This window comes from Herbaspirillum sp. NPDC101397 (assembly GCF_044767325.1).
Classification (GTDB): domain Bacteria; phylum Pseudomonadota; class Gammaproteobacteria; order Burkholderiales; family Burkholderiaceae_D; genus Herbaspirillum.
In genome coordinates this window covers 454,611-477,244 of the sequence record NZ_JBIWNS010000004.1, presented here as the reverse complement: position 1 = coordinate 477,244, position 22,634 = coordinate 454,611, and the positions used below count along the sequence as shown (strand labels likewise).

The window sequence follows — 22,634 nt, the reverse complement described above, 5'->3', positions numbered from 1 at the left end:
ATCCCTGAATGAAGAGACTTCGCTTTAGTCGGGGCGCCGGTTTGCTTAGTATGGCGCATGCCCTTTCACATCATTGCACTGATACTTTTTGCGGCGCTCCTGCACGCAAGCTGGAACGCCCTCTTGCGAGGCGGCGCCGACAGGCTGTGGTCGATGACCATCATGTGTCTGGCGGTGGCGCTTGCCAGCGGCGCTGTCGCCTTGTTCCTCGCACCACCGGCCAGGGCCAGCTGGATGTACGCGGTGCTGTCTGCGGTGCTGCATGTCGGCTACAACCTGTTTCTCGTGCGCAGCTATCGCGCCGGCGACCTTGGACAAACCTATCCCATTTCACGCGGCTCTTCCCCGCTGCTGATCACCATCGCGGCATCGGCTTTTGCCGGCGAGCGGGTGGCGCTGAGCGCCCTGCTTGGCATCGCACTGGTGGCCGGCGGCATCATTTCGCTGGCCTTCAACGGCCGCAAGCTGGCCGTGCCGAGCCTGCCGTATGCGCTGGGTACCGGCTGTTTCATTGCCGCCTACAGCGTGGTGGACGGCATCGGCGTACGCCTGTCGGGCGCGCCGATGGCGTACACGGCATGGATGTGCGCCTTGTGGGGTGTGCTGATGCCGGCGGTCTACATCGGCCTGCGCGATGCCGGCAGTTTATTCACCATGCGGCCGGGATTCCTCACCGCCTTCGTCGGCGGCCTGGTCTCGCTGCTGGCATATGGCATCGTCATCTACGCCATGTCCGGCGCACCCATGGGCGCCGTGTCGGCGCTGCGTGAAACCAGCGTGCTGTTTGCCGCGCTGATCGGCTATTTCTTCCTCGGCGAGACCCTCACCGTGCGCAAGATGCTGGCGTGTGCGGTGATTGCCGCCGGCACCATCATCATCGGTTGACGGCGCATTGCTGCGCACGCCTGCCTGTTTTTTTCACCACCACACAAAGGTCCTTAACATGGATACGGTCTCACATGCCGACTCACAGGCGCCGCTGATTCTGATCACGGGCGGAAGCCGCGGCGTAGGCGCAGCGACCGCTCGGCTCGCCGCCGCGCAAGGTTATGACGTCGCCATCAGCTTCGTCGCCAATGAGCCCGCCGCGCTCGCGGTCGTGGCCGATGTCGAGGCGCTCGGACGTCGCGCACTGGCGGTGCGTGCAGACAGTGCCGATCCTGAACAGGTCGTACAGTTGTTCGCCGCCATCGACCGAACCTTCGGCAGCATCGACGTACTCGTCAACAACGCCGCGATGCTGGCGCCGCAGTCGCGGCTGGAAGATCTTGGATTCGTGCGCATGCAGCGCATCTTCGCCGTCAACGCGATCGGTCCCATCCTCTGTGCGCAGCAGGCGGTGAAGCGAATGTCGACGCGTCACGGCGGGAGCGGCGGCGTCGTCGTCAACATCTCCTCGGCCTCCGCCCGGCTCGGCAGTCCCAACGAATATGTAGACTACGCTGCATCGAAGGGCGCCCTCGAGACCTTCACCACGGGCTTCGCCAAGGAAGTGGCGCGCGAGGGGATACGCGTCAACTGCATTCGCCCCGGGCACATCTATACGGAGATGCATGCCAGCGGCGGCGAGCCGGGACGGGTGGATCGCGTCAAGGATTCGATCCCGATGGGAAGAGGCGGCCAGCCGGAAGAAGTCGCGCGCGCGATCCTGTGGCTGGCAAGCGCCGAGGCGTCCTTCATCACCTGCACCTTCCTGGACGTCACCGGGGGCAAGTAAGTTGCCGGACGCGCTCAGTTGTTCCGCCGCCGCGTTTTTCTCATTTGCAGCGCGGTTGGATCGCCAGCAATTGAGGCCAGCGCACATCCCAGTCTCCGTCGTGCGCCATGCCGCTGACCACTTGCTCTTGCGCGCAAGCGCCGACGTGGGTGACGAAGCTGTGCACGATGGCCGGCGGAACGATGCTGTCGTCGGCGCCGCTGAAATGGCGTTGCGGCAGGCCGGCGACCTTGGCGGCAACATCCATCGGATTGAGCGAGTCCGGCATCAGCGAAACGCGGTGCAGGCGATTGACCGCGTCATGGTCGAGGTTGCCCGCCACCGTGCGCAAGGACGCGACATCCTGCCGTCTGGCGGCAAGCAGCACGGCAATTGCACCGCCGCCCGAATAGCCGACCAGGTTGACGCGCTGCCCTGGCAAGCGCGCCATGTAGCGGCTGACGGCGTCATTCATCGCAGCCACCACTTCGGGCGCGAAACGTTTTCTGGTCCAGTAAGCGGCATCGCATTGTGGGTTGTCGCTCATCGGTGTGAACTGGCACGGCCGCGCCAGATACACCACGTTGGCGCTGCGGTCCGCCGCCGCCAGCCGCAGGCCCAGTGCACGGTGCGGCGTCGGGTCGTCCGACGGCTGGGTGCGCGTACGCCAGGCCAGGCCGTCGCCTTCGATATACACGGTGACGGGCAAGTCGGTACGCAACAGGCGCACATACGCCGTCAACACAAAAGATCCCGCGGTTACTTGTTCATGCTGCAAACCAGCCGACTGCGCGATCGCGTCCGCCTGCCTGCGTGGCGCCTCGGCACATCCGGTAATCAGCATGCATAGCCCGACGTACAAGACTACGCACAGTATGTGCGTGAGTGCTGCCGGCATCGTGGTGCATGCGTTCCTGGGTTGATGGCAGAGCATGTTTGTCGGCATTGTTGAGTGTTTTTTGCAGCAGGCCATAACGTAACTGCGGCGCTCCATTCGCGCAAGTCGTTTGGCAGGGCCGCCGTCGCAAACAAAGCAAATCTACTGCTTGTCCATTTGATAATTAAAAATTTCAAAATAGCGAGACAGGCGATCAAGCGGCGGCGGGCGCCCTTGTAGTATTGCCCGCAAAAAAAGGGGCAATGCAAATCTGGTCGGTTTCAAACGCCCCTCCACGGCGTGACTTTTGATCGTTTTTTCGTCGTCTTATCCGGCAAAAAACACCGGCGTTGTAGCGCGTTTGGGCTACATACCGGATGGGGGTTTCTCTATAGCCTGTGGAGGCTATGCAGCGCGTAATTTGCGTTGTTGCCCACAAGATAAAAATATGAACCGCAACCAAAATGATCATCCGGGGGGATGCATGTTTCGACTCGGCAACGACCGCGTCGCACGTCGCTTTCTTTCGTCGTCGCTATTGACCTCGGCATCGAACTCACTTTGGCGGCGTGTACGCATCGTGGCAAAAGCTGCATGGCCAAGTGTCATCGCGTTGACGACGGCTCTCCTGCTGCTGATGCCGGCGAGCTGGTTTAATCCGGCCTATGCGGTCGGGCCGACGATTACCGTGTCGATCGGAGCCGCCAATCTGCAGCGCGGCCTCGCCGCCACTTTGCAGGCAACCGCCAGTGGCGGCACTGCCCCGTATACATACGCCGTTACCGGCGGTGCGTTGCCGGCAGGACTGAACCTTGCCGCAGCTACCGGCACCATCACCGGGATACTTTCCACCGCCGGCGCATATTCGTTCACGCTTACCGCCACCGACAGCAACAGTTTCACCGGCGCGCAAGCGTTCATCGGCACCGTCGGTGCGGGCGCACCGGTGACCGCCAATAGCGGAGCAACGGTGGGCTACGGCAGCAGCAACAACAGCATCCCAGCGTCGATTAACGGTGGCACCCCAACTTCCCTGAACATCACCACGGGGGCGGCGCACGGCACGGCAACACCCAGCGGCGTCAACACATTTACCTATACCCCGACCGCCGGCTATAGCGGCACGGATGCCTTCAGCTATACGGCGACCAATGCAGTCGGCACCTCGGGCGTGGCGACCGTCACCGTCACTGTCGGCGCGCCGACGATCGTGATTGCGCCATCTACGGCATGGTTTGCCACGCAAGGTGCGAGCTATACCCAGACGCTGACCTGGAGCGGTGGCGCTGCACCCTACAGCACCATCACCGTAACCGGCTTGCCGACGGGATTGACCTTCTCCACAACACCTTCGAGTGCGACGATATCGGGCACGCCGACGCAGGTGGGAAGCTTTTCCGTGACGGCATCGGCAACCGACAGCAGCACGCCGACACCGATCCCCAAGATGCAGACTTTCACGCTGACCGTCAGCGCCGGCGTTCCGGTTGCGGTGGCTGACAGCGCCAACACGCAGGCGAATCAGGCGGTGACGATTCCGGTGACGGTCAACGATAGCGGGTCCATCACCTCGGTTTCGGCAGGCGCACCTGCGCACGGCACAGCTGTCGTCAATGGCCTGAACGTGCTTTATACGCCTGCCGCCAACTATGTCGGCGCCGACAGCTTCACCTATACCATCATCGGACCGGGCGGCACGTCTGCGCCGGCTACGGTGAGCGTGACCGTGACATCGCCGGGCGCGCCGACTTCGGCGGCGCAAACCGCTACCATGCAAGCCGGGCAAGCCGTCACGCTACATGTCGGCGCGGCTGCCGCCAACGGCCCGGTCACGGCTGTCGCGATTGCCGCAGCACCGGGATCAGGCAGCGCGGTAGTGAGCGGCACCGACATCATCTATACGGCAGCGGCAGGATTCAGCGGCAGCGTGCAGTTCAGCTATACGCTGACAAATGCCTTCGGCACATCCGCAGCGATCATCGTGAACATCACCGTCGCCGCACGCTCCAATGCCGCCAACGATGTGCAGGTCAAAGGACTGGTCGCAGCGCATGGACAGACCGCCAGCCGTTTCGCCACGGCGCAGCTGGGCAACTTCAGTCGTCGTCTGGAAAGCCTGCACGGCGACGGTTGGGCGCGCTCCAGTTTCGGTCTCGGGTTTGCACAGCCGGTCGCACCGGCCAAGCCGCTGCTGGCGCAATGGAACGAGGGCGAAGTCGATCGCGTGGTCGGAGCACCGTTGCAGGCGGGCATGCGTAAAGTGGGCTGGCCGCTGCTGAGTCAGGCGAGTCCGGTCGGCACGACGCCGCTCGCCGGCGCCGGCAAGGATCTCGACGCCTTGCCTGAACTTCCGAACAAGACCTCCAGCAATGCCAAGCAGGAGTTGTCGCTGTGGATCGCCGGCACGGTCGACTTCGGCCAGCGCAACGCCAATGGCCAGCAGGAAGGTTTCCGCTTCACCACCAACGGCATCAGCATGGGCGCCGACTATCGCCTGAGCGATCAGCTGACCATCGGCGTGGGTACCGGCTATAGCCGCGACCGCAGCGACATTGGAGAGAACGGCAGCAAGAGCGTCGGACAAAGCGTGGTGGCTACGGTGTACGGCAGCTTCCGGCCAACGCCGAACATCTTCGTTGACGGCATGCTCGGCTACGGCGCGCTCAACTTTGACTCGACCCGTTATGTGACGGATGACGGCAGCTTCGCCACCGGTCAGCGCGGTGGCAATCAACTGTTCGTCGCGCTATCGAGCGGCTATGAATTCCGCGGCAATAGCTGGATGTGGTCACCTTACGGCAAGCTCGACCTGGCCTCGACCACGCTGGGGCAATACACCGAAACTGCCGCCGGCAATAGCGCGCTGACCTACTTCAAGCAAAGCGTGCGCACCAGCAGCGGCACGCTCGGCCTGCGCACCGAAGGCCAATACCTGAGTCGTGTCGGCATGTGGACGCCGCGCGGCCGCATCGAATACCGCCGGCAGTTTTCCGGCGCGGGCGAAGCGGGGATTTCGTATGCCGACCTGGCGTCGTCAGGGCCGGCCTACGTGATCCGCTCCGACGACAGCTTCACCGGCAACTGGACCGCCGGTATCGGCATGCGCCTGCTGCTGGCCGGCGGTACGTCCTTCATCGTCGACTACAGCAGCAATCTGAACGTCGGGCAAGGGCGCTATTCGTCGATCCTGTTCGGGATCAATATGCCCTTGCGTTGATGAGCGTTCACAGGCGCTTTCAAAACCATCGCGCAGCGGCCTGAGCAACTTCCTCAGGATCAGCAGCGCCGTCGCCGGCCCAGGCGACGATGCCGTCCGGCCGCACCAGCAACGCGCTCAGGCCGAGTTTGTTGCTGGCATCGCTTGCGAAATACGTGATGCGTCCATGCCAGCGCTGCATCATTGTTTGCAGCGGCGCATCGGCGCCAAAATCCAGCAACAAACCTTTGCCGTTGCGAAGATGCTCGCCGAGCCGGCTGCCGTCGGCCAGTATGAAATCCGGAGCGCTACGACCAACCAGCGGATGCTTGTCACCGAGTTCATAACGCAACGACAAGCCCCAGACCCGTTCGGCGAAATAGGTCGCGCCGTCGCGTGTGGCGATCAGATCGCGGATCACGGCGGCGAGCGCGCGCGGACTTTCACCCGGACGCATGAGGCCGACCTGAGCGCGCGACCAATCGAGTATTTGCGCACCCACCGGATGACGCTCTGTCTCATAACTGTCGAGCAAGCCATCCGGCGCATCGCCGCGAATGGTCGCCGCGAGTTTCCAGCCGAGGTTCATCGCATCGCCGAGTCCGAGGTTCAGTCCCTGACCGCCCAGCGGTGAGTGGACATGTGCGGCGTCACCGGCCAGCAGCACGCGGCCTTTGCGATAAGTCGCAGCCTGGAAGGCGCGGTCGGTCCAGGTCGCGGCGAGCCTCAATGCCGTCACCGTGACGTCAACGCCGGAGATGCGGCGCAACACCGACTCCACATGTTCCCGCGTGACCGGTTGCGTGCGATGAAAAGCGCCGCCGTCGAAGTCGACCATGGCGATGGTACCGGGCGGCTGGAAGGTGAACATGCCGGCGGGCGTGTAGTGGCGACCCGGCGGCAGCAATTGCGGATCGGCCATCTCGGCTTCGACCGAGTAGCCGGTGAACTCCGGTTCGGTGCCCGCAAATCCAAAGCCGCCGATCTTGCGCACCGTACTGCGTCCGCCGTCGCATCCGACCAGCCAGCGCGCACGGAAAGTCTGAGCGCCGGCGTGAATGTCCACGTGCTCATCCGACTGTTCGACGCCATCCACGCCGGCGCCGCGCATGATCTCCGCGCCCACCGCGTCAGCGCGTGCGCCGAGAACCGCTTCGATGTGTTGCATGTCGGTGGCGATGCCGGCATCGGCCGGACCAGATAAGTGATAGGGCCACTTCGCGTGATCGACCTGATCGAGATAAAACTGCATGCCGGCGAAGTGGCCGCCGGCGCGACGCTGCTGTTGCAGCCAATGCGGCGTCGAGGCTGTCGCATTGGCCGCAGGCGAGGGCGCGTTGACGGCCTCCAGCAGGCCGCGCCGATGAAGAGCTTCGACGGTCGGAATGGACAGGCCGCGCATACCGAAGGGCAATTGCTTCAGCGGCGATTGCGGATTGCCGGCCTGCTCCAGCACCAGCACCGATACGCCGGCAAGGCGCAATTCGCAGGCGAGGAACAGGCCGACCGGACCGGCGCCGGCGACGATGACATCATGGATGGGGAGAAGGGGGGGAACTGATGAAACGGATGGAGCAGGTGGAACGGATGACGCGTGCATGAATGACTCCCTGATGATCGTTCGACCGGAGCGGTTCGTTGTCTTGAGAACCGCACAGACGAACAGAAAGCGCCGGATGGCGCCGATGTTCGTCGTGGGACTCATGCACGGGCATGGACAGAGCTTCTTTTAGAGAAGGACCTGGGCTGGACCACACCAAGTCTGCCTTTTTCGACCTGCGTAATATAGCCGCCGGATGGCGGACGCGCAAGAGCGCGATTTTTTTCTTGCAATACTTAACGAGCCGCCAGGGAAGGAATCAACACGGCCTTGCCGCTGGCGGTGACGGTCAGGGCACGGCTGGCTTCATCGCGCCGAAGCCAGCCGCGGTCAATGAACGCATCCAGCAAGGCCACCGCCAGCGGGCCGGCAAAGTGGTCGCGTCGCTCCGACCAGTCGACGCAGCCGTACAGCGCGTGTTTGCTTTGCAAACCATCCACCAGCTCCGCCGGCAGGCCGAGTTCCTTCAGACCAACGACGCCCGCCTGCGTCAACGGATAGTCATGCCCGTCGCCTTCAGCGCTTGCGACCCAGCCCCGTTCGACGAAGCTCCGGCACAACTGCACACCCAGCTCGCCGGCGAGATGGCCGTAGCAACTGCGCGCATGGCGCAGCCCGCGCATCGCCGGCGCTTGCCAGCGCGTGTTTTCCGGCAAACTGCCATCGGCCACGCGCAGCAGGGCTTCGAGCGCATGCGCCACGTTGCCGTCGGCCAGCATGAAATAACGATGCCGGCCTTGCGCGCGGACGCTTGCCAGCCGCTCGTCCACCAGCAGCTTCAGATGTTGCGACGCCGTGGGCGCCGTCACGCCGGCGTGGTCGGCCAGTTCTTTCGCCGTGTAGAAGCGGCCGTCCAGCAAGCGCGACAGCATGAGCGCCCGCGTCGGGTCGCCGATGGCGGCGGCGACACGGGCAAAGCGGGGTTGGGCAAGTGGATTCATGTCGGATTCCCGGAAGATGACGTCGGATACTACGATACACGTCCCGGGCCGGACGCGAGATCCGGCCGGTACAGTGAAATGTCGTCGTACTGCGCCAGTTCGATGTAATTTCCTTCCGGGTCCTGGAGCAGTGCAATGCGCAAATCGGGCCTGATCCTGACAGGCGCAGCGAGGGATGCGGCGCCGCATTCCAGCGCGAGCTGCGACGCTTCATCGATGTCATCGACGATGAATGTCAGGAATGCCGCGCAGGGCTCCCGCAATATATTCGTGGCGGCCCTGGATCGGGGCGCATGGACCGTCGGATTGCTCGGCGCAAGCAATTTCAGCCGCTCGCCGAACGGCGCCTGCAGCCTGGCAACGGCATAGCCGGCGTCACAAAAGAGGGAGCCGCCGGCAGGCACGGGGGGCGCCACGATCTTGTTGACCAGCGAGAACGAAAACGCAGACACATAGAACGTGATCAGTTCGTCGATGTTGATGCAGGACATGCCGATTTCGGTCGGTGCGAGAATGGCCACGGAGTACTCCAGTCAGGAAAGAAGCGATGCGATAAGTGTAGAGCCGTCTGCACCGTGAATGCTTCGGTCCGGAACGAACTGTCGCCGCAGCCTTGCGCCCAGCCAATGTGTCGCGCTTCCGTGTCACTTTCATCTCACTTCGGTCTTGCTTCCTCGACATCCTGCGCACGGACCTTGCGCAATAGCGCCAAGTCATGAATGATGTCCCGAGACGTCCTTGATGCCGCGCGCTGAAAAAAAGCACGCTCAGTCGCTTCAATTTTCTCTCCCGGCAGCCGATAAGCAACAAGGGGAACACCGTCCGCAGCGGATCGCATCGCATCGCATCTTGCGCGGCGACGGAAAACATTAAAACAAGCAGGCAAAAAAGCAAGGAACGGCACATGATCCACCTACTCCGCTCATCATCGTCGCTGGCGAAGGTGTTGGTGTTGCCGTTCATCGGACTGATCCTGCTGGTGTCGCTGCTGGTCGGCGTCCTGTCTTATCTTGCCGGGAGGCATGCGGTGGTGTCGGTGGCTGAGCAATTGCTCGACCAGACCGCCGATCGCGTGGCGCTGACCGTCGAGCGCCACATCGACGGCGCCGCCTCGGTGCTGGAATCGGCCTTTCCACGCGGCTTGCCGGCGGCAACCGACCTCAACACCGACCTCGACAACCTGCGTTCGCGCTTCTGGATTTCGACCTCCCTGCATCCGGAACTCAATAACTATGTGTTCTACGGCAACCGCAGCGGTGACTTCGTCGGCCTGTTCCGCTACGCGCTCGACGACGCAGAACTGCGCGTCAAACGGGCCACCGTCGGCTATCGCAGCGCCTACCGTTTCACCAGCGTGGACGGCCAGCTCAGCATGCCGAAGAACGACGCCACCGACTTCGATCCGCGCGCGCGGCCGTGGTACGTCGCCGCCCAGCACAGCGACCGTGACGTCTGGAGCGACATCTACATCAACTACTGGGACAAGGACCTGGTCGCCACGCGCGCGCGCCGCGTGCTGTCGAAGAGCGGCCAGTTTGAAGGCGTGGTAGCCACCGACGTTTCGCTCAAGGCGCTCAATGACTTCGTCAGGGGTTTGCATGTCAGCCGCCACGGTGAAGTCTTCATCATGGAATCCAACGGCCATCTGATCGCCTCCTCCAACGGCGAGAACGTCTATACCGAACAGCAAGGCAAGGTCGGCCGCCTGCGCGCCGAGAACAGCCGCAGCCTGATCATCCGCAACGCCTACGGCACGCTGCAGAAGCACCTCGCCGAGATCGAAAACATGGGCGGCGCCGACACTACCTTCACCTTCAGCGGCCAGGACGGCGAACTGACCTACGCCGCCTATTCGTGGGTGCGCGACGGCGCCGGCCTGTCCTGGGTGACCGTGGTGGCGGTGCCGCGCAGCGACTTCCTCGACACGCTCGACCAGAACGCGCGCTGGACCGTGGTGATCGCGGTGCTGGCGGTGGCCATCGCACTGGCGCTCGGCCTCAGTATCGTCCAGTGGGTGGTGCGCGACGTGCGCCGGCTGTCGCGTGCGGCGGCGCGCATCGGCAAGGGCCAGATGAACGTCGCGCTGAAGATCGAGCGGCGCGACGAGATCGGCCAGCTGGCGCAGAACTTCATGGAAATGCAGAACGAGCTCAGCACCGACAAGCTGACCGGCGTCACCAGCCGTGCGGCAGTGCTGCGCTACCTCGACGCGGCTGTCCACAAGCGCGGCCGTCGCGCCGCCGAGCTGTTCGACAAGTTCACGGTGATGTTCATCGACCTGAACCGCTTCAAGGCAATCAACGACAAGCTCGGCCATGAGTATGGCGACCTCACGCTGATCGAAGTCGGCCAGCGCCTGCGCTCCATCATGCGCGACGACGACGTGGTGGCGCGTTTCGGCGGCGACGAATTCGTGCTGGTGTTCTGGGGCGTCGCCGACGCTGCCTTCGCCGACAAAGTACGCAAGAAAATCGAAGGCGTGCTGGCGCCGCCGCTGCTGTGCCTGCAGGATGTCGAGGGCGCCGACGGCATGACCGTGGGCGCTTCCGTCGGCGTGTCCTTCTATCCGCAGGATGCGAAAGATGCCGAGACACTGATCAAGCTGGCCGACCAGGGCATGTATGAAGACAAGGCGGCCGGCCGCAAGGACGGCGAAGAGCCGCGTCGCTGATGCAGGGATGATGCAACTCGAGCAGAGGCGCCGGAGTAGTGGCACACTGCACGCTGAAAATATCGATCCACCGCGACCCTCGGCAACTCCATGACGCTCACCAGCAACCTGCTACGCCGCCTCGATCTCACCACCTTGCGCCTGTTCGTCTCGGTGCAGGAAGAGGGCACCCTCACGCGGGCCGCCGCACGTGAGGCGATCGCGGTCTCCGCCGCCAGCAAGCGCCTGGTCGAACTGGAACAAGCCATCGGCGTCGCCCTGTTCGTGCGCCACGCGCGCGGCATGGAACTGACGCCGGCCGGCGAGACGCTGTTCACGCATGCGCGCCGCGTGCTGCTCAGCGTCGAGACCATCGGCCTCGAATTATCCGAACATGCACAGGGTGTGCGCGGCTACGTGCGCATGGTCGCGAATCTGTCGGCCATCGTCGAGTTCCTGCCGGAAGACCTGATGGCGTTTTCACGCTTGCATGAGCAGGTCAAGCTCGACCTCGAAGAACGTCCCAGCGGCAGCGTAGTCAAGGGCGTGCAGGACGGCTGGGCCGATCTTGGCATCTGTTCCGGCGACACCGAGACCCACGACCTGCAAACCGGCCTGTATCGCCGCGACCGGCTGGTGCTGGTGATGCGCGACAACCATGCGCTGGCCGGCGGCAAGACGGTCGCCTTCGCCGACACGCTCGACTTCGACCACGTCGGCCTGCATGCCGACAGTTCCATCAACGCGCGCACTCACCTCGCCGCACGCAGTAGCGGCAAGTCGCTCAAGATGCGCATCCATGTGCCCGGCTTCGACGCCGTGTGCCGGATGGCGCAGGCCGGCATGGGACTGGGTGTGATTCCTTCCGGCGTGTACGAAGCGATCGGACGCTCGCTCGGCCTGACCGCGATTCCGCTGAGCGACGACTGGGCCAGCCGTGAGCTGAAGATCGTGGTGCGCGACCTCAAGGGTTTGTCGCCGGTGTCGCGTGCGCTGTACGATTACCTGGTCACGGCGGAAGACCGGGCCGGAGCCGGTGCAGCGAGCAAGCCTGGACAAGAAAAGAAAAAGAAAAAATAGCGAGCGTTCGCGTTTGGCGAACGCTGCTTGCCGATTTGCGGTTGGACGTCGGAGACAGTCATTCCTATCCTGTAAAAAAGGAAGAAGGAGACTGTAATGAGTGGACCACTCAAAGGAATACGCGTCATCGAGATCGGCACCCTGATCGCCGCACCGTTCGCCGCGCGCGTGATGGCCGAGTTCGGCGCCGACGTGATCAAGATCGAAGCCCCCGTCAACGGGGATCCCATCCGCAAATGGCGCAAGCTGCACGAGGGCACCTCGCTGTGGTGGTACCTGCAATCGCGCAACAAGAAATCGCTGTCGGTCAACCTGAAGTCGACGCAAGGCATCGCGCTGATCAAACAGCTCGCGGCCGATGCCGACGTGCTGATTGAAAACATGAAGCCCGGCGCGCTGGAAAGCCTCGGCCTCGGCTGGGACGTGCTGCAGGAAATCAATCCCAAGCTGACCCTGGTGCGCATCTCCGGCTACGGCCAGACCGGCCCGTACAAAGACCGTCCCGGTTTCGGCGCCATCGGCGAAGCCATGGGCGGCATCCGCTACACCACCGGCGAACCCGACGGCGTACCGGCGCGCGCCGGCATCAGCCTGGGCGATTCGCTGGCCTCGCTGCATGCGGTGATCGGCGCACTGATGTCGCTGCTGCGCGTGAAGACTGGACAAGGCCTCGGCCAGGTGGTCGACGTCTCGCTGGTCGAGAGCGTGTTCAACCTGATGGAAAGCCTGGTGCCCGAATACGACCTGCTCGGCCACGTGCGCGAACGCAGCGGCGGCGCCTTGCCCGGTATTGCGCCGTCGAACACGTATCCGACCCGCGACGCCGGCTACGTCGTCATCGCCGGCAACAGCAACCCGATCTTCAAGCGCCTGATGCACGCCATTGGCCGCACCGACCTGGCCGACGATCCGGCCTTCGAACACAACGACGGCCGCGTGCGGCAAGTCGCGCTACTCGATGCCGCCATTGCCGGCTGGACCTCCCTGCACAGCATGGAACACGTGCTGGCGGTGTTGGAACAGGCCGGCGTGCCGTCGGGCCGCATCTATTCCATCGCCGACATCGTCGCCGATCCGCATTACCAGGCGCGCGACATGATCCTGTCGGCGCAGCTGCCCGGCGGCGTCAAGGTCAAGATGCCGGGCATCGTGCCCAAATTGTCCGACACGCCCGGCGAGATTCATTGGCAAGGTCCTGCGCTCGGTGAACACACCGTCGAGGTGCTGTCCGGCCTCGGACTGGATGCAGCGGAAATCCGTCGCCTGCAACAGGAAGGAGTGGTGCAATGAGCGCCGTCAAAAACAACGACGCCAACCGCCTGATCGTGCAGGAAGTGGCGCCGCGCGACGGCTTGCAGATCGAGCCGAGCTGGGTGTCCACCGAAGACAAGATTGCGCTCATCGACGGACTGTCGCAAGCCGGCTTCACGCGCATCGAAGCGGGCTCCTTCGTATCGCCGAAGGCGATCCCGGCGCTGCGCGACGGCGATGAAGTGTTCCGCCGCATCGCCCGCCAGGACGGCGTCACCTATGTCGCGCTGATTCCCAATCTCAAGGGCGCCGAGCGCGCGCTGCTGGCCGGCGCCGATGAACTCAACATGGTCATGTCGGCCAGCCAGACCCACAACCGCGCCAACATGCGCATGAGTTGCGAAGCATCGCTGGCCGGCTTCGGCGACATCGTCGCGCTGGCGCGCCGGCCGGGCATGGATGTCACACTGAACGCGACCATCGCCACCGCCTTCGGCTGTCCGTTCGAAGGCAGCATCGACGAAGACCGCGTGCTGGCCATCGTCGACGCCTATCTGCGGCTCGGCGTCGACGGCATCACGCTGGCCGACACCACCGGCATGGCCAACCCGCGCCAGGTCGCGCGCATCGTGCGGCGCGTGCTGGCGGTGTTGCCGGCGGCGGCGCTGACGCTGCATTTCCACAATACGCGCGGGCTCGGACTGGTCAACGTCGTGGCCGCCTACGAAGTCGGCGCGCGCCGTTTCGATGCAGCGCTCGGCGGACTCGGCGGCTGTCCGTTCGCGCCGGGCGCCTCGGGCAACATCTGCACCGAGGACCTGGTCAACCTGTGCGACGAAACCGGCATCGCGACCGGCATCGACCTGCCGCAACTGCTGGCCCTGTCGCGCAAATTGCCGGCGCTGCTGGGCCATGAAGTGCCGGGCCAGCTCGCCAAGGCGGGACGCAACTGCGACCTGCATCCGATACCGGCCGCGCTGCAAGCGGCCGCCTGAAGAACAACCACAAGAGCACATCGCCATCAACCACCGGCGCGGCATTCTCCATGCCGCGCCCACAGGAGACAACATGCATACCAACACCGCAGCAGGGTCGGCATCGGCCCCGCAAGAACTAGTCACGCCGCACGAGCTCAATCATGACGACAGCCTGGTCGCCATCGTGCGCAAGGCCGCCTGGCGCATCATGCCGCTGATCATGATCTGCTATTTGTTCGCGTTCTTCGATCGCATCAACATCAGCTTCGCCAAATTCCAGCTGCAGGGCGACCTCGGCCTGAGCGACACCGCCTACGGTCTCGGCGCCAGTCTGTTCGTGGTCGGCTACGTCTTGTTCGAAGTGCCGAGCAACATGTTCCTCTACAAGGTCGGTGCGCGCCGTTGGATCGCCCGCATCATGATTTCATGGGGACTGGCGACGGCGGCGATGGTGTTCGTCTCCAGCGAATGGCAGTTCTACGCGCTGCGCTTTGTGATCGGCGCGATGGAAGCGGGCTTCGCACCCGGCGTGCTGTACTACCTGACGCTGTGGTTCCCGGCCTCGTATCGCGGCCGCATCACTTCGATGCTGTTCCTGGCGTCGGCGTTCGCCGGCCTGATCGGCGCGCCGGTGTCGGGCATGATCCTCGGTCACATGGAAGGCGCCTTCGGCATCCGCGGCTGGCACTGGCTGTTCATGCTGGGCGGCTTGCCATGTATCGGTCTTGGCCTGGTGGTGTTGTGGCAGCTCAAGGACAAGATCGAAGACGCCGGCTGGCTGACCAAGCGCGAGCAGCAGATCCTCGCCGCCAACGTCACGCGTCCGAGTGCGCACGAGCGCGGCCACTCGCTGCTCAGCGCCATCAGGACGCCGGGTTTCCTGATGCTGGGCCTGGTGTACTTCCTGATCCAGGTCGGTTCCTACGGCCTCAACTTCTGGGCGCCGCATCTGATCCGCACCGCCGGCACGCAGAATCCGACCATCATCGGCCTGCTCACTGCAGTGCCTTATATCTGCGGCGCAGCGGCGATGATCATCGTCGGCCGCTTGTCGGATGCACGCGGTGAACGCCGTCGCTTCGTGATCGGCTTGCTGGTGCTGGCGACCATCGGCTTCTTCGCCGCCGGGGTGTTTGAAAAACAGACCGTGTTGCTGATCGTCGCGCTGGGCGTCATGGGCGCCGGCGTGGTGGCCGCCATCCCGGCCTTCTGGGCGCTGCCGCCCAAACTGGTCACCGGCGCCGGCGCAGCAGCAGGCATAGCATTAATTAATACGCTGGGCCAGCTCGGCGGCATCGTCAGCCCGGTCATGGTCGGCCGCATCAAGGACCTGACCGGCAGCACCACGCCGGCGTTGTATGCGATCGGCGGCATGACCCTGCTGTGCGCCTTGCTGCTGACCTTTGCGATGCCGGCCAGCTTGCGCGAGAAGGAATGAGCTCTCTGCCATCGCAGTAAAAACTGCGATAAAACGCGCAGTAAAGAAAGCGCTCCGGCTCTCCGCCGGCGCGCTTTTTTCATGTGCAGAAAACTTGCTGCAACGTCGTATTCCACAACAAAACGAAGGCCGTAAACCGCATACCCATATTCGCTTTGGCGCCGCCTCTGCTTGACCGGAGGAAACGCAACAATCCCTTCTAAAGTTATACGAAATCGTTCTTGGACTCGGACGATTTTCGCTTCCTATAATCGCCTTCACCCCATCGCATCCTACCCGGACTGTAGGGATGCACTTCTCCATACCTGAAGATCGCGAGCGTTATCCGTTGCGTTGAAAGTATGGACCACGACTTCCGATATTTCGTTGCTGCGCGCAACTACGCATGGAGAAATGATGAACACGATCACCCGTAACGCCATCCCGACTTATCAACGCATCAGCGTCAAGCCATCGGCCGTGCACATCGGCGCAGAGATTTCCGGCGTCGACCTGGCTCGTCCACTGGCGTCTGAAGAAATCGCCGAGATCCGCGCGGCGCTGCTGCAATGGAAAGTGATCTTCTTCCGCGACCAGCACCTGAGCCACGCCCAGCACGTCGCCTTCGGCAAGCAGTTCGGCGACCTCACGCTGGGGCATCCGGTGTTCGGCTACGAGCCCGGCTATCCGGAGGTCTATTCGGTCGGCCGCGATCGTTTCAAGAGCCGCTTCGACGGCGCACGCCTGGTGCGGCCGTGGACCGGCTGGCATACCGATGTCACCGCCGCGATCAATCCGCCGGCCGCCTCCATCCTGCGCGGCGTGGTGATTCCGCCCTATGGCGGCGACACCCAGTGGACCAACCTGGTGGCCGCTTACCACGGCCTGTCGCCGGCCTTGCGCGCCTTCGTCGACACCTTGCAGGGCGAGCACAAGTTCACGCCGCCGGAAGGCAACAAGGCCAAGCAGGAATTCGTCAGCAAGGTCGCGGCCACGCCGCTGGTCAGTCACCATCCGCTGGTGCGCGTGCATCCCGAGACCGGCGAGAAGGCCTTGTACGTCAGCCCGTCCTTCCTCAAGAACATCGTCGGCCTGCATCCGCGCGAGAGTGAGCAGTTGCTGGCGCTGCTGTTCGAACACGTGGTGCGTCCGGAATACACGGTGCGCTTCAAATGGGAAGAAGGTTCGCTGGCGTTCTGGGACAACCGTTCCACCGCCCACCTGGCGCCGGTCGACATCTACGAGACCGAGTTCGAGCGCCAGCTGTACCGCATCACGCTGGTCGGCGACGTGCCGGTCGGCCCTGACGGCAAGCCCTCGGTCAGCATCGAAGGCGAGCCGGTGGCGGCGCACAGCGTCGAGTAATTCCGGATCATCGGCGACGCCTGCGTCAGTGCGGGCTGTCGTTCACTTTTCATTTATTTGTCTACAACAAACAGGGCGCGACCGCGTCACGAGGGAGTTTTTGCATGGTGTTTTCCAAAGTCATCAGGGCGTTGCTGGCCGGCGGCGTACTCGCCGCATCGGTGCTGGCGTCCGGCGTCGTTCATGCCACCACCGACAAGCCGGCGGTCGATCGCGACACGCTGGTGGTCGGCGTGGAAAAGGAGTTCCAGAACCTTGACGGCCTGGTCACCATCAGCGGCGATTCGCTGCGCTACGGCTGGCAGATCTACGACACGCTGTACGGCTTCGACCTGGAGGGCAAGATCGTGCCGCGCCTGGCGACCAGCGTGACGATTTCACCCGACTCCAAGGTGTTCACCTACAAGCTGCGCAAGGGCGTGAAGTTCCATAACGGCACGCAATTCACTTCCAAGGACGTCAAGGCCTCGGTCGAGCACATCCTCGATCCCAAGAGCAAGAGCACGCGTCGCCCTTACTTCGCACCGATCGTCGACAGCATCGAGACGCCGGACCCTTACACTGTCACCTTCAAGCTGAAAGTGCCGGACGGCGCCTTCCAGAACAAGGTCGCCGGCTACCTGTACATCTTGCCCGGCGACTACCTCGCCAGCCTGGCCAATCCGGATGCCTTCGCCCAGGCGCCGGTCTCGCTCGGCCCCTACAAGGTCAAGCGTTATGCACCGGGCGGCAGCGAACTGGTGCTGGAGCGCTTCGACGATTTCTGGGGTGAAAAACCGAAGATCAAGACCCTGATCTTCAAGGCCATCACCGAACCGGTCAGCCGCGTCAACGCCATCCTGCGCGGCGAGATCGACGTCGCCGTGGTGTTGCCATTCCCCGACTACGACCGCCTGAAGAAGGAAGCCGGCCTCGACGTGATTTCGTCGCCGGTAGCCTCGCCGCTGTACATCCGTGTCTACACCGACGATCCGGCCTCGCCGTTCTCCAAGCGTGAAGTGCGCCAGGCGCTGAGCTATGCGATCGACACCAACGCCATCATCAAGAGCGTGCTGCACGGCGTCGGCGAACCGCTCGGCACCTTCATCTCCAACTACTATCCGTACGGCGCGAAAAAATCGATCAAGGCCTATCCCTACGATCCGAAGAAGGCCAGGGAATTGCTGGCCAAGGCAGGCTATCCGAGCGGCTTCGAGACCACGCTGAACATCCAGGGCGACCTGCCGAAAGAATTGTCGGAAGCCGTCGCCGCCTACTGGGGCCAGATCGGCGTCAAGGTCAAACTCAATCGCCTGACCTACGCCGCCTTCCAGCGCCTGAACAATACCCATGCCTCCGGTCCGCTGGCCCTGTCGCAATTCACCAACGCCTTGTATGACCCGATCCATCCGGTCGGCGGCGCGTTCTCCAAGGACGGCTCCTGGTCCAACTATAACAATCCGGAAGTCGAGGCCTTGCTGCAAAAGGTCAACAGCGTCTCCGGCGCACAGCAGCGCGGCGAGATCTTCGAGCAGGTCGGTCAGATCCTGCATGACGACGCCGCCGGCTTCTTCCTGTCCGAGTATTTCTACATCTACGCCAAGAAGAAGAGCGTACAGTGGGATGTGCAAAAGGGCTCCGGCTTCCTGAACTTCCGCACGGCAGGCTGGAAATAACATGCCGGCTTTCCTGCTGCGCCGCATCGGCTCCGCCCTCGTCACCTTGCTGCTGATGTCGGTGCTGATCTTCGTCATGGTGAGAATGGTCGGCGACCCGGCTCACCTGATGATGCCGCCGGAAGCAACGGAAGCCGACCGCGCGCTGTTCCGCGAACAGCTCGGCCTCAACGATCCGGTGCCGGTGCAATATGCGCGCTTTCTCTCCACCATCGTGCGCGGCGACTTCGGCAATTCCTTCCACTTCGGCGTGCCGGCGCTGAGCATCGTCGAAGACCGGCTCGGTCCGAGCCTGCTGCTGACCTTGAGCGCGCTGGCGTTTGCAATTTTTACGGGCGTGCCGCTGGGCATTGCGGCGGCGGTGAAGAAGGATGGTTTCGCCGATCAGTTCTCAAAAATATTTGCGGCGCTCGGCCAGGCCGCGCCGCCGTTCTTCTTTGCGCTGTTGTTCATCCGCCTGTTCTCGGTCGGCTTCGGTTGGCTGCCCACCGGCGGCTACGGCAGCTGGCAGCATCTGGTGCTGCCGGTGATCGCATTGGGCTGGTATTCGGCCGCCGGTTTGTGCCGGCTGACGCAGGCCAACCTCACCGCGGTGCTGCAGTCGGAGTACGTCAAGATGGCGCGCATCAAGGGCGTGCCGGAACACGTGGTGGTGCTCAAGCACGCGCTCAAGAATGCGGCGCTGCCGGTGATCACTTTTGCGGCGTCGCAGTTCGGCATCCTGATCGGCGGCGCGGTGTCGATCGAAGCGGTGTTCTCCTGGCCCGGCTTCGGCAGCCTGATGGTGGAATCCATCAATCAGCTCGACTTCACCGTGGTGCAAGCCGCCGTGATCGTTTCCACCCTGCTGTTCATCGTGATCAATTTCACGGTGGACCTGTTGTACGCCCTGATCGATCCGAGGATTAGCCATGTCTGACGCCATCATCCAGCACGCTCCATCGTTGCCGCAGTCGTCCGTGCCGGCAGTACGCTCGTCCCGTCCCGCCTGGTTGCGCTGGACGCGGCACTGGCAGTTCCATCTGTCGGTCGCGGTGCTGGCGGTGGTCATCGTTTCGGCCGCGCTGGCGCCATGGCTGACCGCCTACGATCCCAACGGCATCGACCTCGGCAGCGCCTTGCAGGCGCCGTCGCTGGCGCATTGGTTCGGCACCGACCAGCTCGGCCGCGACGTGCTCAGCCGCACCATGTTCGGCGCCCGGCTGTCGCTGTTCATCGCGTTCTGCGCTGTCTTCCTGGCGGGTTGCGGCGGCACGCTGATTGGCATTCTGTCGGCGTATTTCGGCGGCTGGATCGACAGCGTCACGATGCGCCTGGCCGACATTCAATATTCCTTGCCGCCGGTGATCCTGGCGATGGTGGTGATCGGCGTGATCGGTCCCAACACCGCCAACGTCATCATCGTTGTCACTATCGCCAACTGGGCGCGCTTCGCCCGCGTGATCCGCGCCGAAGCGCTCAGCATCAAGCACCGCGACTATGTCTTGCTGGCGCGCCTGGCCGGGGCTTCGCCGTTGCGCGTGGCCTTGCGCCATATCCTGCCGAACGTACGCAATACCTTCCTGGTGCTGTTGACGCTGGATATCGGCCTGATCATCATCCTGGAAGCGGCGCTGAGTTTCCTCGGCCTCGGCGTGCAGCCACCCGATCCGTCGTGGGGCACCATGATTTCCGACGGTCGCGGCCAGCTCGAACACGCGTGGTGGACTTCGGTCATGCCCGGCATCGTGATGATGCTGACTGTGCTGGCCGCCAACCTTGCGGGTGACCATTTGCGCGAAGGCACGCGCCTGATCGGCGAGGTCGACTGATGGGCGCGGCGGATATCCCTAATCACGAAGTCTTGCGCAAGGAAGTGTTGAGGGTCAGCGGCCTGACCTCCGACATCGCCACACCGGGCGGTCGCGTCAAGGTGGTCGACGGCATCAGCTTCGGCCTGCGCGCAGGCGCGACATTGGGGCTGGTGGGCGAGTCCGGTTCGGGCAAGAGCATGACCTGTCTGTCCATCCTCAACCTGTTGCCGGCATTCGGCCGAGTCACCGGCGGCTCGGTGCTGTTCAAGGGCGAAGACCTGGCGACCAAGTCCGCCGACGAGATGCGCAAGATCCGCGGCGGCCAGATCGGCATGATCCTGCAGGATCCGATGACCTCGCTCAATCCGCTCTACCGCATCGGCGACCAGATCGGCGAAGTCTTCAAATACCATCACGGCGAGCGCAGCAAGCGCAGCCGCTGGCAGCGCGCCATCGACGTCATGAAGCGCGTGCACATTCCCGCCCCGGCGCAACGCGCGGCGGCTTATCCGCACCAGTTCAGCGGCGGCATGCGCCAGCGCATTTCGATCGCCATCAACGTCGCCTGCCAGCCCGACCTGCTGATCGCCGACGAGCCGACCACTGCGCTCGACGTCACCATCCGCCAGCAGATCCTGCGCCTGCTCAAGGAAATCCAGCGCGAGCGCGGCACCGCCATCATCCTCGTCACGCATGACCTGCACACGGTATCCAAGTTCTGTGACGAGGTGGCGATCATGTATGCCGGCCGCATCGTCGAGCAAGGTCCGGTGGCGCGCATCTTCGCCAGGCCGGCGCATCCCTATACACGCGGCCTGCTCGACGCCACACCGAAGATCAGCACCGACATGGCGCGCCTGCAGGAAATTCCGGGCCAGCCGCCGGCCGCCGGCCAGCACTGCAGCGGTTGCCGTTTCGCTTCGCGCTGCACCCGCGCGGCTGCGTTGTGCAGGGAATCGTATCCGCCGCTGGCGGCCACTGATGGCGATGGGCAGCATCAGGTGGCGTGCTGGTATCCGCTCGAGACCGCAGCATGAATAAAACATCTGAAAGCGCTTATATCGAGGTCAGCGACCTGAAGAAGGATTATCAGGTGCGCCGTCATTTCCTCGCCCGTCCGGCCACGCTGGCGGCGGTGGCGGGGGTGTCGTTCACGATCGAGCAGGGCGGTACCTTCGGCCTGGTCGGCGAATCGGGCTCGGGCAAATCGACCATCGCCAAACTGATCATGGGCGCCGAGCGCCCGACCTCGGGGCAGGTCGTCATCGACGGCCATCGTTTCGGCCCGCAGGCATCGGCGAGCGAGGATGCCTGGCGTTACCGCGCCCTGCAGCCGGTGTTGCAAGACCCTTACGGCGCGCTCAATCCGCGCATGAAGATCGGCAACATCATCGCCGAACCGCTGCGCATCCAGCGCTGGAAACAATGGAGCCGCCACGCCGGCAATCCTGGCGCGGACGGAGCTGTCCCCGCGCTTGCCAACAGCGATGCCTACGCCCGACGCGTGGCCGAGCTGCTGGAACTGGTCGGCCTGCGCGCCGACTATGCCGAGCGCCTGCCCAACGAACTCAGCGGCGGCCAGCGCCAGCGCGTGGCGATCGCCCGCGCACTAGCGCTGGAGCCGCGCATCCTGGTGCTGGACGAACCTGTGTCGGCGCTCGACGTCTCGATCCAGGCGCAGGTGCTGAACCTGCTCAAGGACGTGCAGGCCGAACTCAATCTGACCTATCTGCTGATCTCGCACGACCTCGCCGTGGTCGCCTACATGAGCACGCAGATCGGCGTGCTCTACCTCGGCCAGTTCATGGAGATCGGCAGCAAGGAGCAGGTCGTCAATCGTCCGGTCCATCCCTATACGCAAGCCTTGATCGCCGTATCGGATCCCGACAGCGGACTCGATGACGACGTCGTGACGGGAGAAATCCCGTCGCCGCTGAATTCGCCATCGGGCTGCCCATTCCATCCACGCTGCCCGCGCGCCGACAGCCGCTGCGCCGAGAGCAAGCCTTTGCTGCGTCAGCTCGGACCGGGGCACTGGGCCGCCTGCCACTACGCCGAGGCAATTGCACAGACAGATGAGAGCACCGACATCGTGAGCGCCATCGCCGCATAAGCGCAGCGGCCGCTCATCCCATA

Annotated in this window: 18 protein-coding genes; 14 read left to right on the top strand and 4 right to left on the bottom strand. The window is 63.7% G+C overall.

From position 1 onward, the window contains the following. Positions 1–57 precede the first annotated feature (57 nt). Together ACIROW_RS12635 and ACIROW_RS12630 are read left to right on the top strand one after the other, a co-directional pair. Positions 58–885 carry an EamA family transporter gene (locus ACIROW_RS12635; protein WP_402275909.1) on the top strand — a complete coding sequence of 276 codons (828 nt, stop codon included), beginning with the start codon at positions 58–60 and terminating at the stop codon, positions 883–885. A 58-nt stretch (positions 886–943) separates the two neighbouring features. After that, complete coding sequence (locus ACIROW_RS12630; RefSeq protein WP_402275906.1) at positions 944–1,717, top strand: SDR family oxidoreductase; 774 nt, start codon at positions 944–946, stop codon at positions 1,715–1,717. A 40-nt stretch (positions 1,718–1,757) separates the two neighbouring features. Here ACIROW_RS12630 and ACIROW_RS12625 read toward each other — a convergent pair whose 3' ends face one another. Continuing rightward, positions 1,758–2,441 carry an alpha/beta fold hydrolase gene (locus ACIROW_RS12625; RefSeq protein ID WP_402275903.1) on the bottom strand — a complete coding sequence of 228 codons (684 nt, stop codon included), beginning with the start codon at positions 2,439–2,441 and terminating at the stop codon, positions 1,758–1,760. 616 nt (positions 2,442–3,057) lie between these two features. On the opposite strand from ACIROW_RS12625, the gene ACIROW_RS12620 reads away from it, so the two are divergent. Beyond that, entirely contained in the window at positions 3,058–5,790 is a 2,733-nt protein-coding gene (locus ACIROW_RS12620; protein WP_402275901.1) for an autotransporter domain-containing protein, read from the top strand. A gap of 19 nt (positions 5,791–5,809) precedes the next feature. Here ACIROW_RS12620 and ACIROW_RS12615 read toward each other — a convergent pair whose 3' ends face one another. The 3 genes from ACIROW_RS12615 to ACIROW_RS12605 form a co-directional block, all read right to left on the bottom strand. Further along, positions 5,810–7,369: an FAD-dependent monooxygenase gene (locus ACIROW_RS12615; protein ID WP_402275899.1), complete on the bottom strand. Its 1,560-nt coding sequence runs from the start codon at positions 7,367–7,369 to the stop codon at positions 5,810–5,812. A 236-nt stretch (positions 7,370–7,605) separates the two neighbouring features. After that, positions 7,606–8,310 (bottom strand): ArsR/SmtB family transcription factor, encoded by a 705-nt coding sequence (locus ACIROW_RS12610; protein ID WP_402275897.1) that lies wholly within the window; start codon positions 8,308–8,310, stop codon positions 7,606–7,608. Between the two features lie 29 nt (positions 8,311–8,339). Beyond that, positions 8,340–8,831 (bottom strand): VOC family protein, encoded by a 492-nt coding sequence (locus ACIROW_RS12605; protein ID WP_402275894.1) that lies wholly within the window; start codon positions 8,829–8,831, stop codon positions 8,340–8,342. Between the two features lie 383 nt (positions 8,832–9,214). Between ACIROW_RS12605 and ACIROW_RS12600 the strand changes: the two genes are divergently transcribed. The 11 genes from ACIROW_RS12600 (at position 9,215) to ACIROW_RS12550 (ending at position 22,611) form a co-directional block, all read left to right on the top strand. Further along, a complete protein-coding gene (locus tag ACIROW_RS12600; RefSeq protein WP_402275892.1) occupies positions 9,215–10,981 on the top strand; it encodes a diguanylate cyclase domain-containing protein in 1,767 nt (588 codons plus the stop codon). 90 nt (positions 10,982–11,071) lie between these two features. Beyond that, complete coding sequence (locus ACIROW_RS12595; RefSeq protein ID WP_402275889.1) at positions 11,072–12,040, top strand: LysR family transcriptional regulator; 969 nt, start codon at positions 11,072–11,074, stop codon at positions 12,038–12,040. A gap of 96 nt (positions 12,041–12,136) precedes the next feature. Further along, positions 12,137–13,330, top strand: coding sequence for a CaiB/BaiF CoA transferase family protein (locus ACIROW_RS12590; protein WP_402275887.1), 1,194 nt, complete (start codon positions 12,137–12,139; stop codon positions 13,328–13,330). Further along, positions 13,327–14,286 carry a hydroxymethylglutaryl-CoA lyase gene (locus ACIROW_RS12585; RefSeq protein ID WP_402275886.1) on the top strand — a complete coding sequence of 320 codons (960 nt, stop codon included), beginning with the start codon at positions 13,327–13,329 and terminating at the stop codon, positions 14,284–14,286. The genes ACIROW_RS12590 and ACIROW_RS12585 overlap by 4 nt, the downstream gene beginning before the upstream one ends. 73 nt (positions 14,287–14,359) lie before the next feature. Next, complete coding sequence (locus tag ACIROW_RS12580) at positions 14,360–15,706, top strand: MFS transporter (RefSeq protein WP_402275883.1); 1,347 nt, start codon at positions 14,360–14,362, stop codon at positions 15,704–15,706. 396 nt (positions 15,707–16,102) lie between these two features. Continuing rightward, positions 16,103–17,050: a TauD/TfdA dioxygenase family protein gene (locus tag ACIROW_RS12575; protein WP_402275880.1), complete on the top strand. Its 948-nt coding sequence runs from the start codon at positions 16,103–16,105 to the stop codon at positions 17,048–17,050. Between the two features lie 104 nt (positions 17,051–17,154). After that, positions 17,155–18,705 carry an ABC transporter substrate-binding protein gene (locus ACIROW_RS12570; RefSeq protein WP_402275877.1) on the top strand — a complete coding sequence of 517 codons (1,551 nt, stop codon included), beginning with the start codon at positions 17,155–17,157 and terminating at the stop codon, positions 18,703–18,705. 1 nt (position 18,706) lies between these two features. Continuing rightward, entirely contained in the window at positions 18,707–19,624 is a 918-nt protein-coding gene (locus ACIROW_RS12565; RefSeq protein WP_402275875.1) for an ABC transporter permease, read from the top strand. Beyond that, positions 19,617–20,516, top strand: coding sequence for an ABC transporter permease (locus tag ACIROW_RS12560; protein WP_402275873.1), 900 nt, complete (start codon positions 19,617–19,619; stop codon positions 20,514–20,516). The genes ACIROW_RS12565 and ACIROW_RS12560 overlap by 8 nt, the downstream gene beginning before the upstream one ends. Next, on the top strand, positions 20,516–21,535 hold the full coding sequence (locus ACIROW_RS12555; RefSeq protein WP_402275870.1) for an ABC transporter ATP-binding protein: 1,020 nt from the start codon (positions 20,516–20,518) through the stop codon (positions 21,533–21,535). The genes ACIROW_RS12560 and ACIROW_RS12555 overlap by 1 nt, the downstream gene beginning before the upstream one ends. Then, positions 21,532–22,611 (top strand): ABC transporter ATP-binding protein, encoded by a 1,080-nt coding sequence (locus tag ACIROW_RS12550; RefSeq protein WP_402275867.1) that lies wholly within the window; start codon positions 21,532–21,534, stop codon positions 22,609–22,611. Before ACIROW_RS12555 ends, ACIROW_RS12550 begins: the two co-directional genes overlap by 4 nt. Positions 22,612–22,634: the final 23 nt, after the last annotated feature.

What these genes read in the sequence shown, in the direction of transcription:
- ACIROW_RS12635 (WP_402275909.1), top strand. Translation starts at nt 58, where the DNA reads ATGCCCTTTCACATCATTGCACTGATACTTTTTGCGGCGCTCCTGCAC.
- ACIROW_RS12630 (WP_402275906.1), top strand. Translation starts at nt 944, where the DNA reads ATGGATACGGTCTCACATGCCGACTCACAGGCGCCGCTGATTCTGATC.
- ACIROW_RS12620 (WP_402275901.1), top strand. Translation starts at nt 3,058, where the DNA reads ATGTTTCGACTCGGCAACGACCGCGTCGCACGTCGCTTTCTTTCGTCG.
- ACIROW_RS12615 (WP_402275899.1), bottom strand. Translation starts at nt 7,369, where the DNA reads ATGCACGCGTCATCCGTTCCACCTGCTCCATCCGTTTCATCAGTTCCC.
- ACIROW_RS12610 (WP_402275897.1), bottom strand. Translation starts at nt 8,310, where the DNA reads ATGAATCCACTTGCCCAACCCCGCTTTGCCCGTGTCGCCGCCGCCATC.
- ACIROW_RS12600 (WP_402275892.1), top strand. Translation starts at nt 9,215, where the DNA reads ATGATCCACCTACTCCGCTCATCATCGTCGCTGGCGAAGGTGTTGGTG.
- ACIROW_RS12595 (WP_402275889.1), top strand. Translation starts at nt 11,072, where the DNA reads ATGACGCTCACCAGCAACCTGCTACGCCGCCTCGATCTCACCACCTTG.
- ACIROW_RS12590 (WP_402275887.1), top strand. Translation starts at nt 12,137, where the DNA reads ATGAGTGGACCACTCAAAGGAATACGCGTCATCGAGATCGGCACCCTG.
- ACIROW_RS12585 (WP_402275886.1), top strand. Translation starts at nt 13,327, where the DNA reads ATGAGCGCCGTCAAAAACAACGACGCCAACCGCCTGATCGTGCAGGAA.
- ACIROW_RS12580 (WP_402275883.1), top strand. Translation starts at nt 14,360, where the DNA reads ATGCATACCAACACCGCAGCAGGGTCGGCATCGGCCCCGCAAGAACTA.
- ACIROW_RS12575 (WP_402275880.1), top strand. Translation starts at nt 16,103, where the DNA reads ATGAACACGATCACCCGTAACGCCATCCCGACTTATCAACGCATCAGC.
- ACIROW_RS12570 (WP_402275877.1), top strand. Translation starts at nt 17,155, where the DNA reads ATGGTGTTTTCCAAAGTCATCAGGGCGTTGCTGGCCGGCGGCGTACTC.
- ACIROW_RS12565 (WP_402275875.1), top strand. Translation starts at nt 18,707, where the DNA reads ATGCCGGCTTTCCTGCTGCGCCGCATCGGCTCCGCCCTCGTCACCTTG.
- ACIROW_RS12560 (WP_402275873.1), top strand. Translation starts at nt 19,617, where the DNA reads ATGTCTGACGCCATCATCCAGCACGCTCCATCGTTGCCGCAGTCGTCC.
- ACIROW_RS12555 (WP_402275870.1), top strand. Translation starts at nt 20,516, where the DNA reads ATGGGCGCGGCGGATATCCCTAATCACGAAGTCTTGCGCAAGGAAGTG.
- ACIROW_RS12550 (WP_402275867.1), top strand. Translation starts at nt 21,532, where the DNA reads ATGAATAAAACATCTGAAAGCGCTTATATCGAGGTCAGCGACCTGAAG.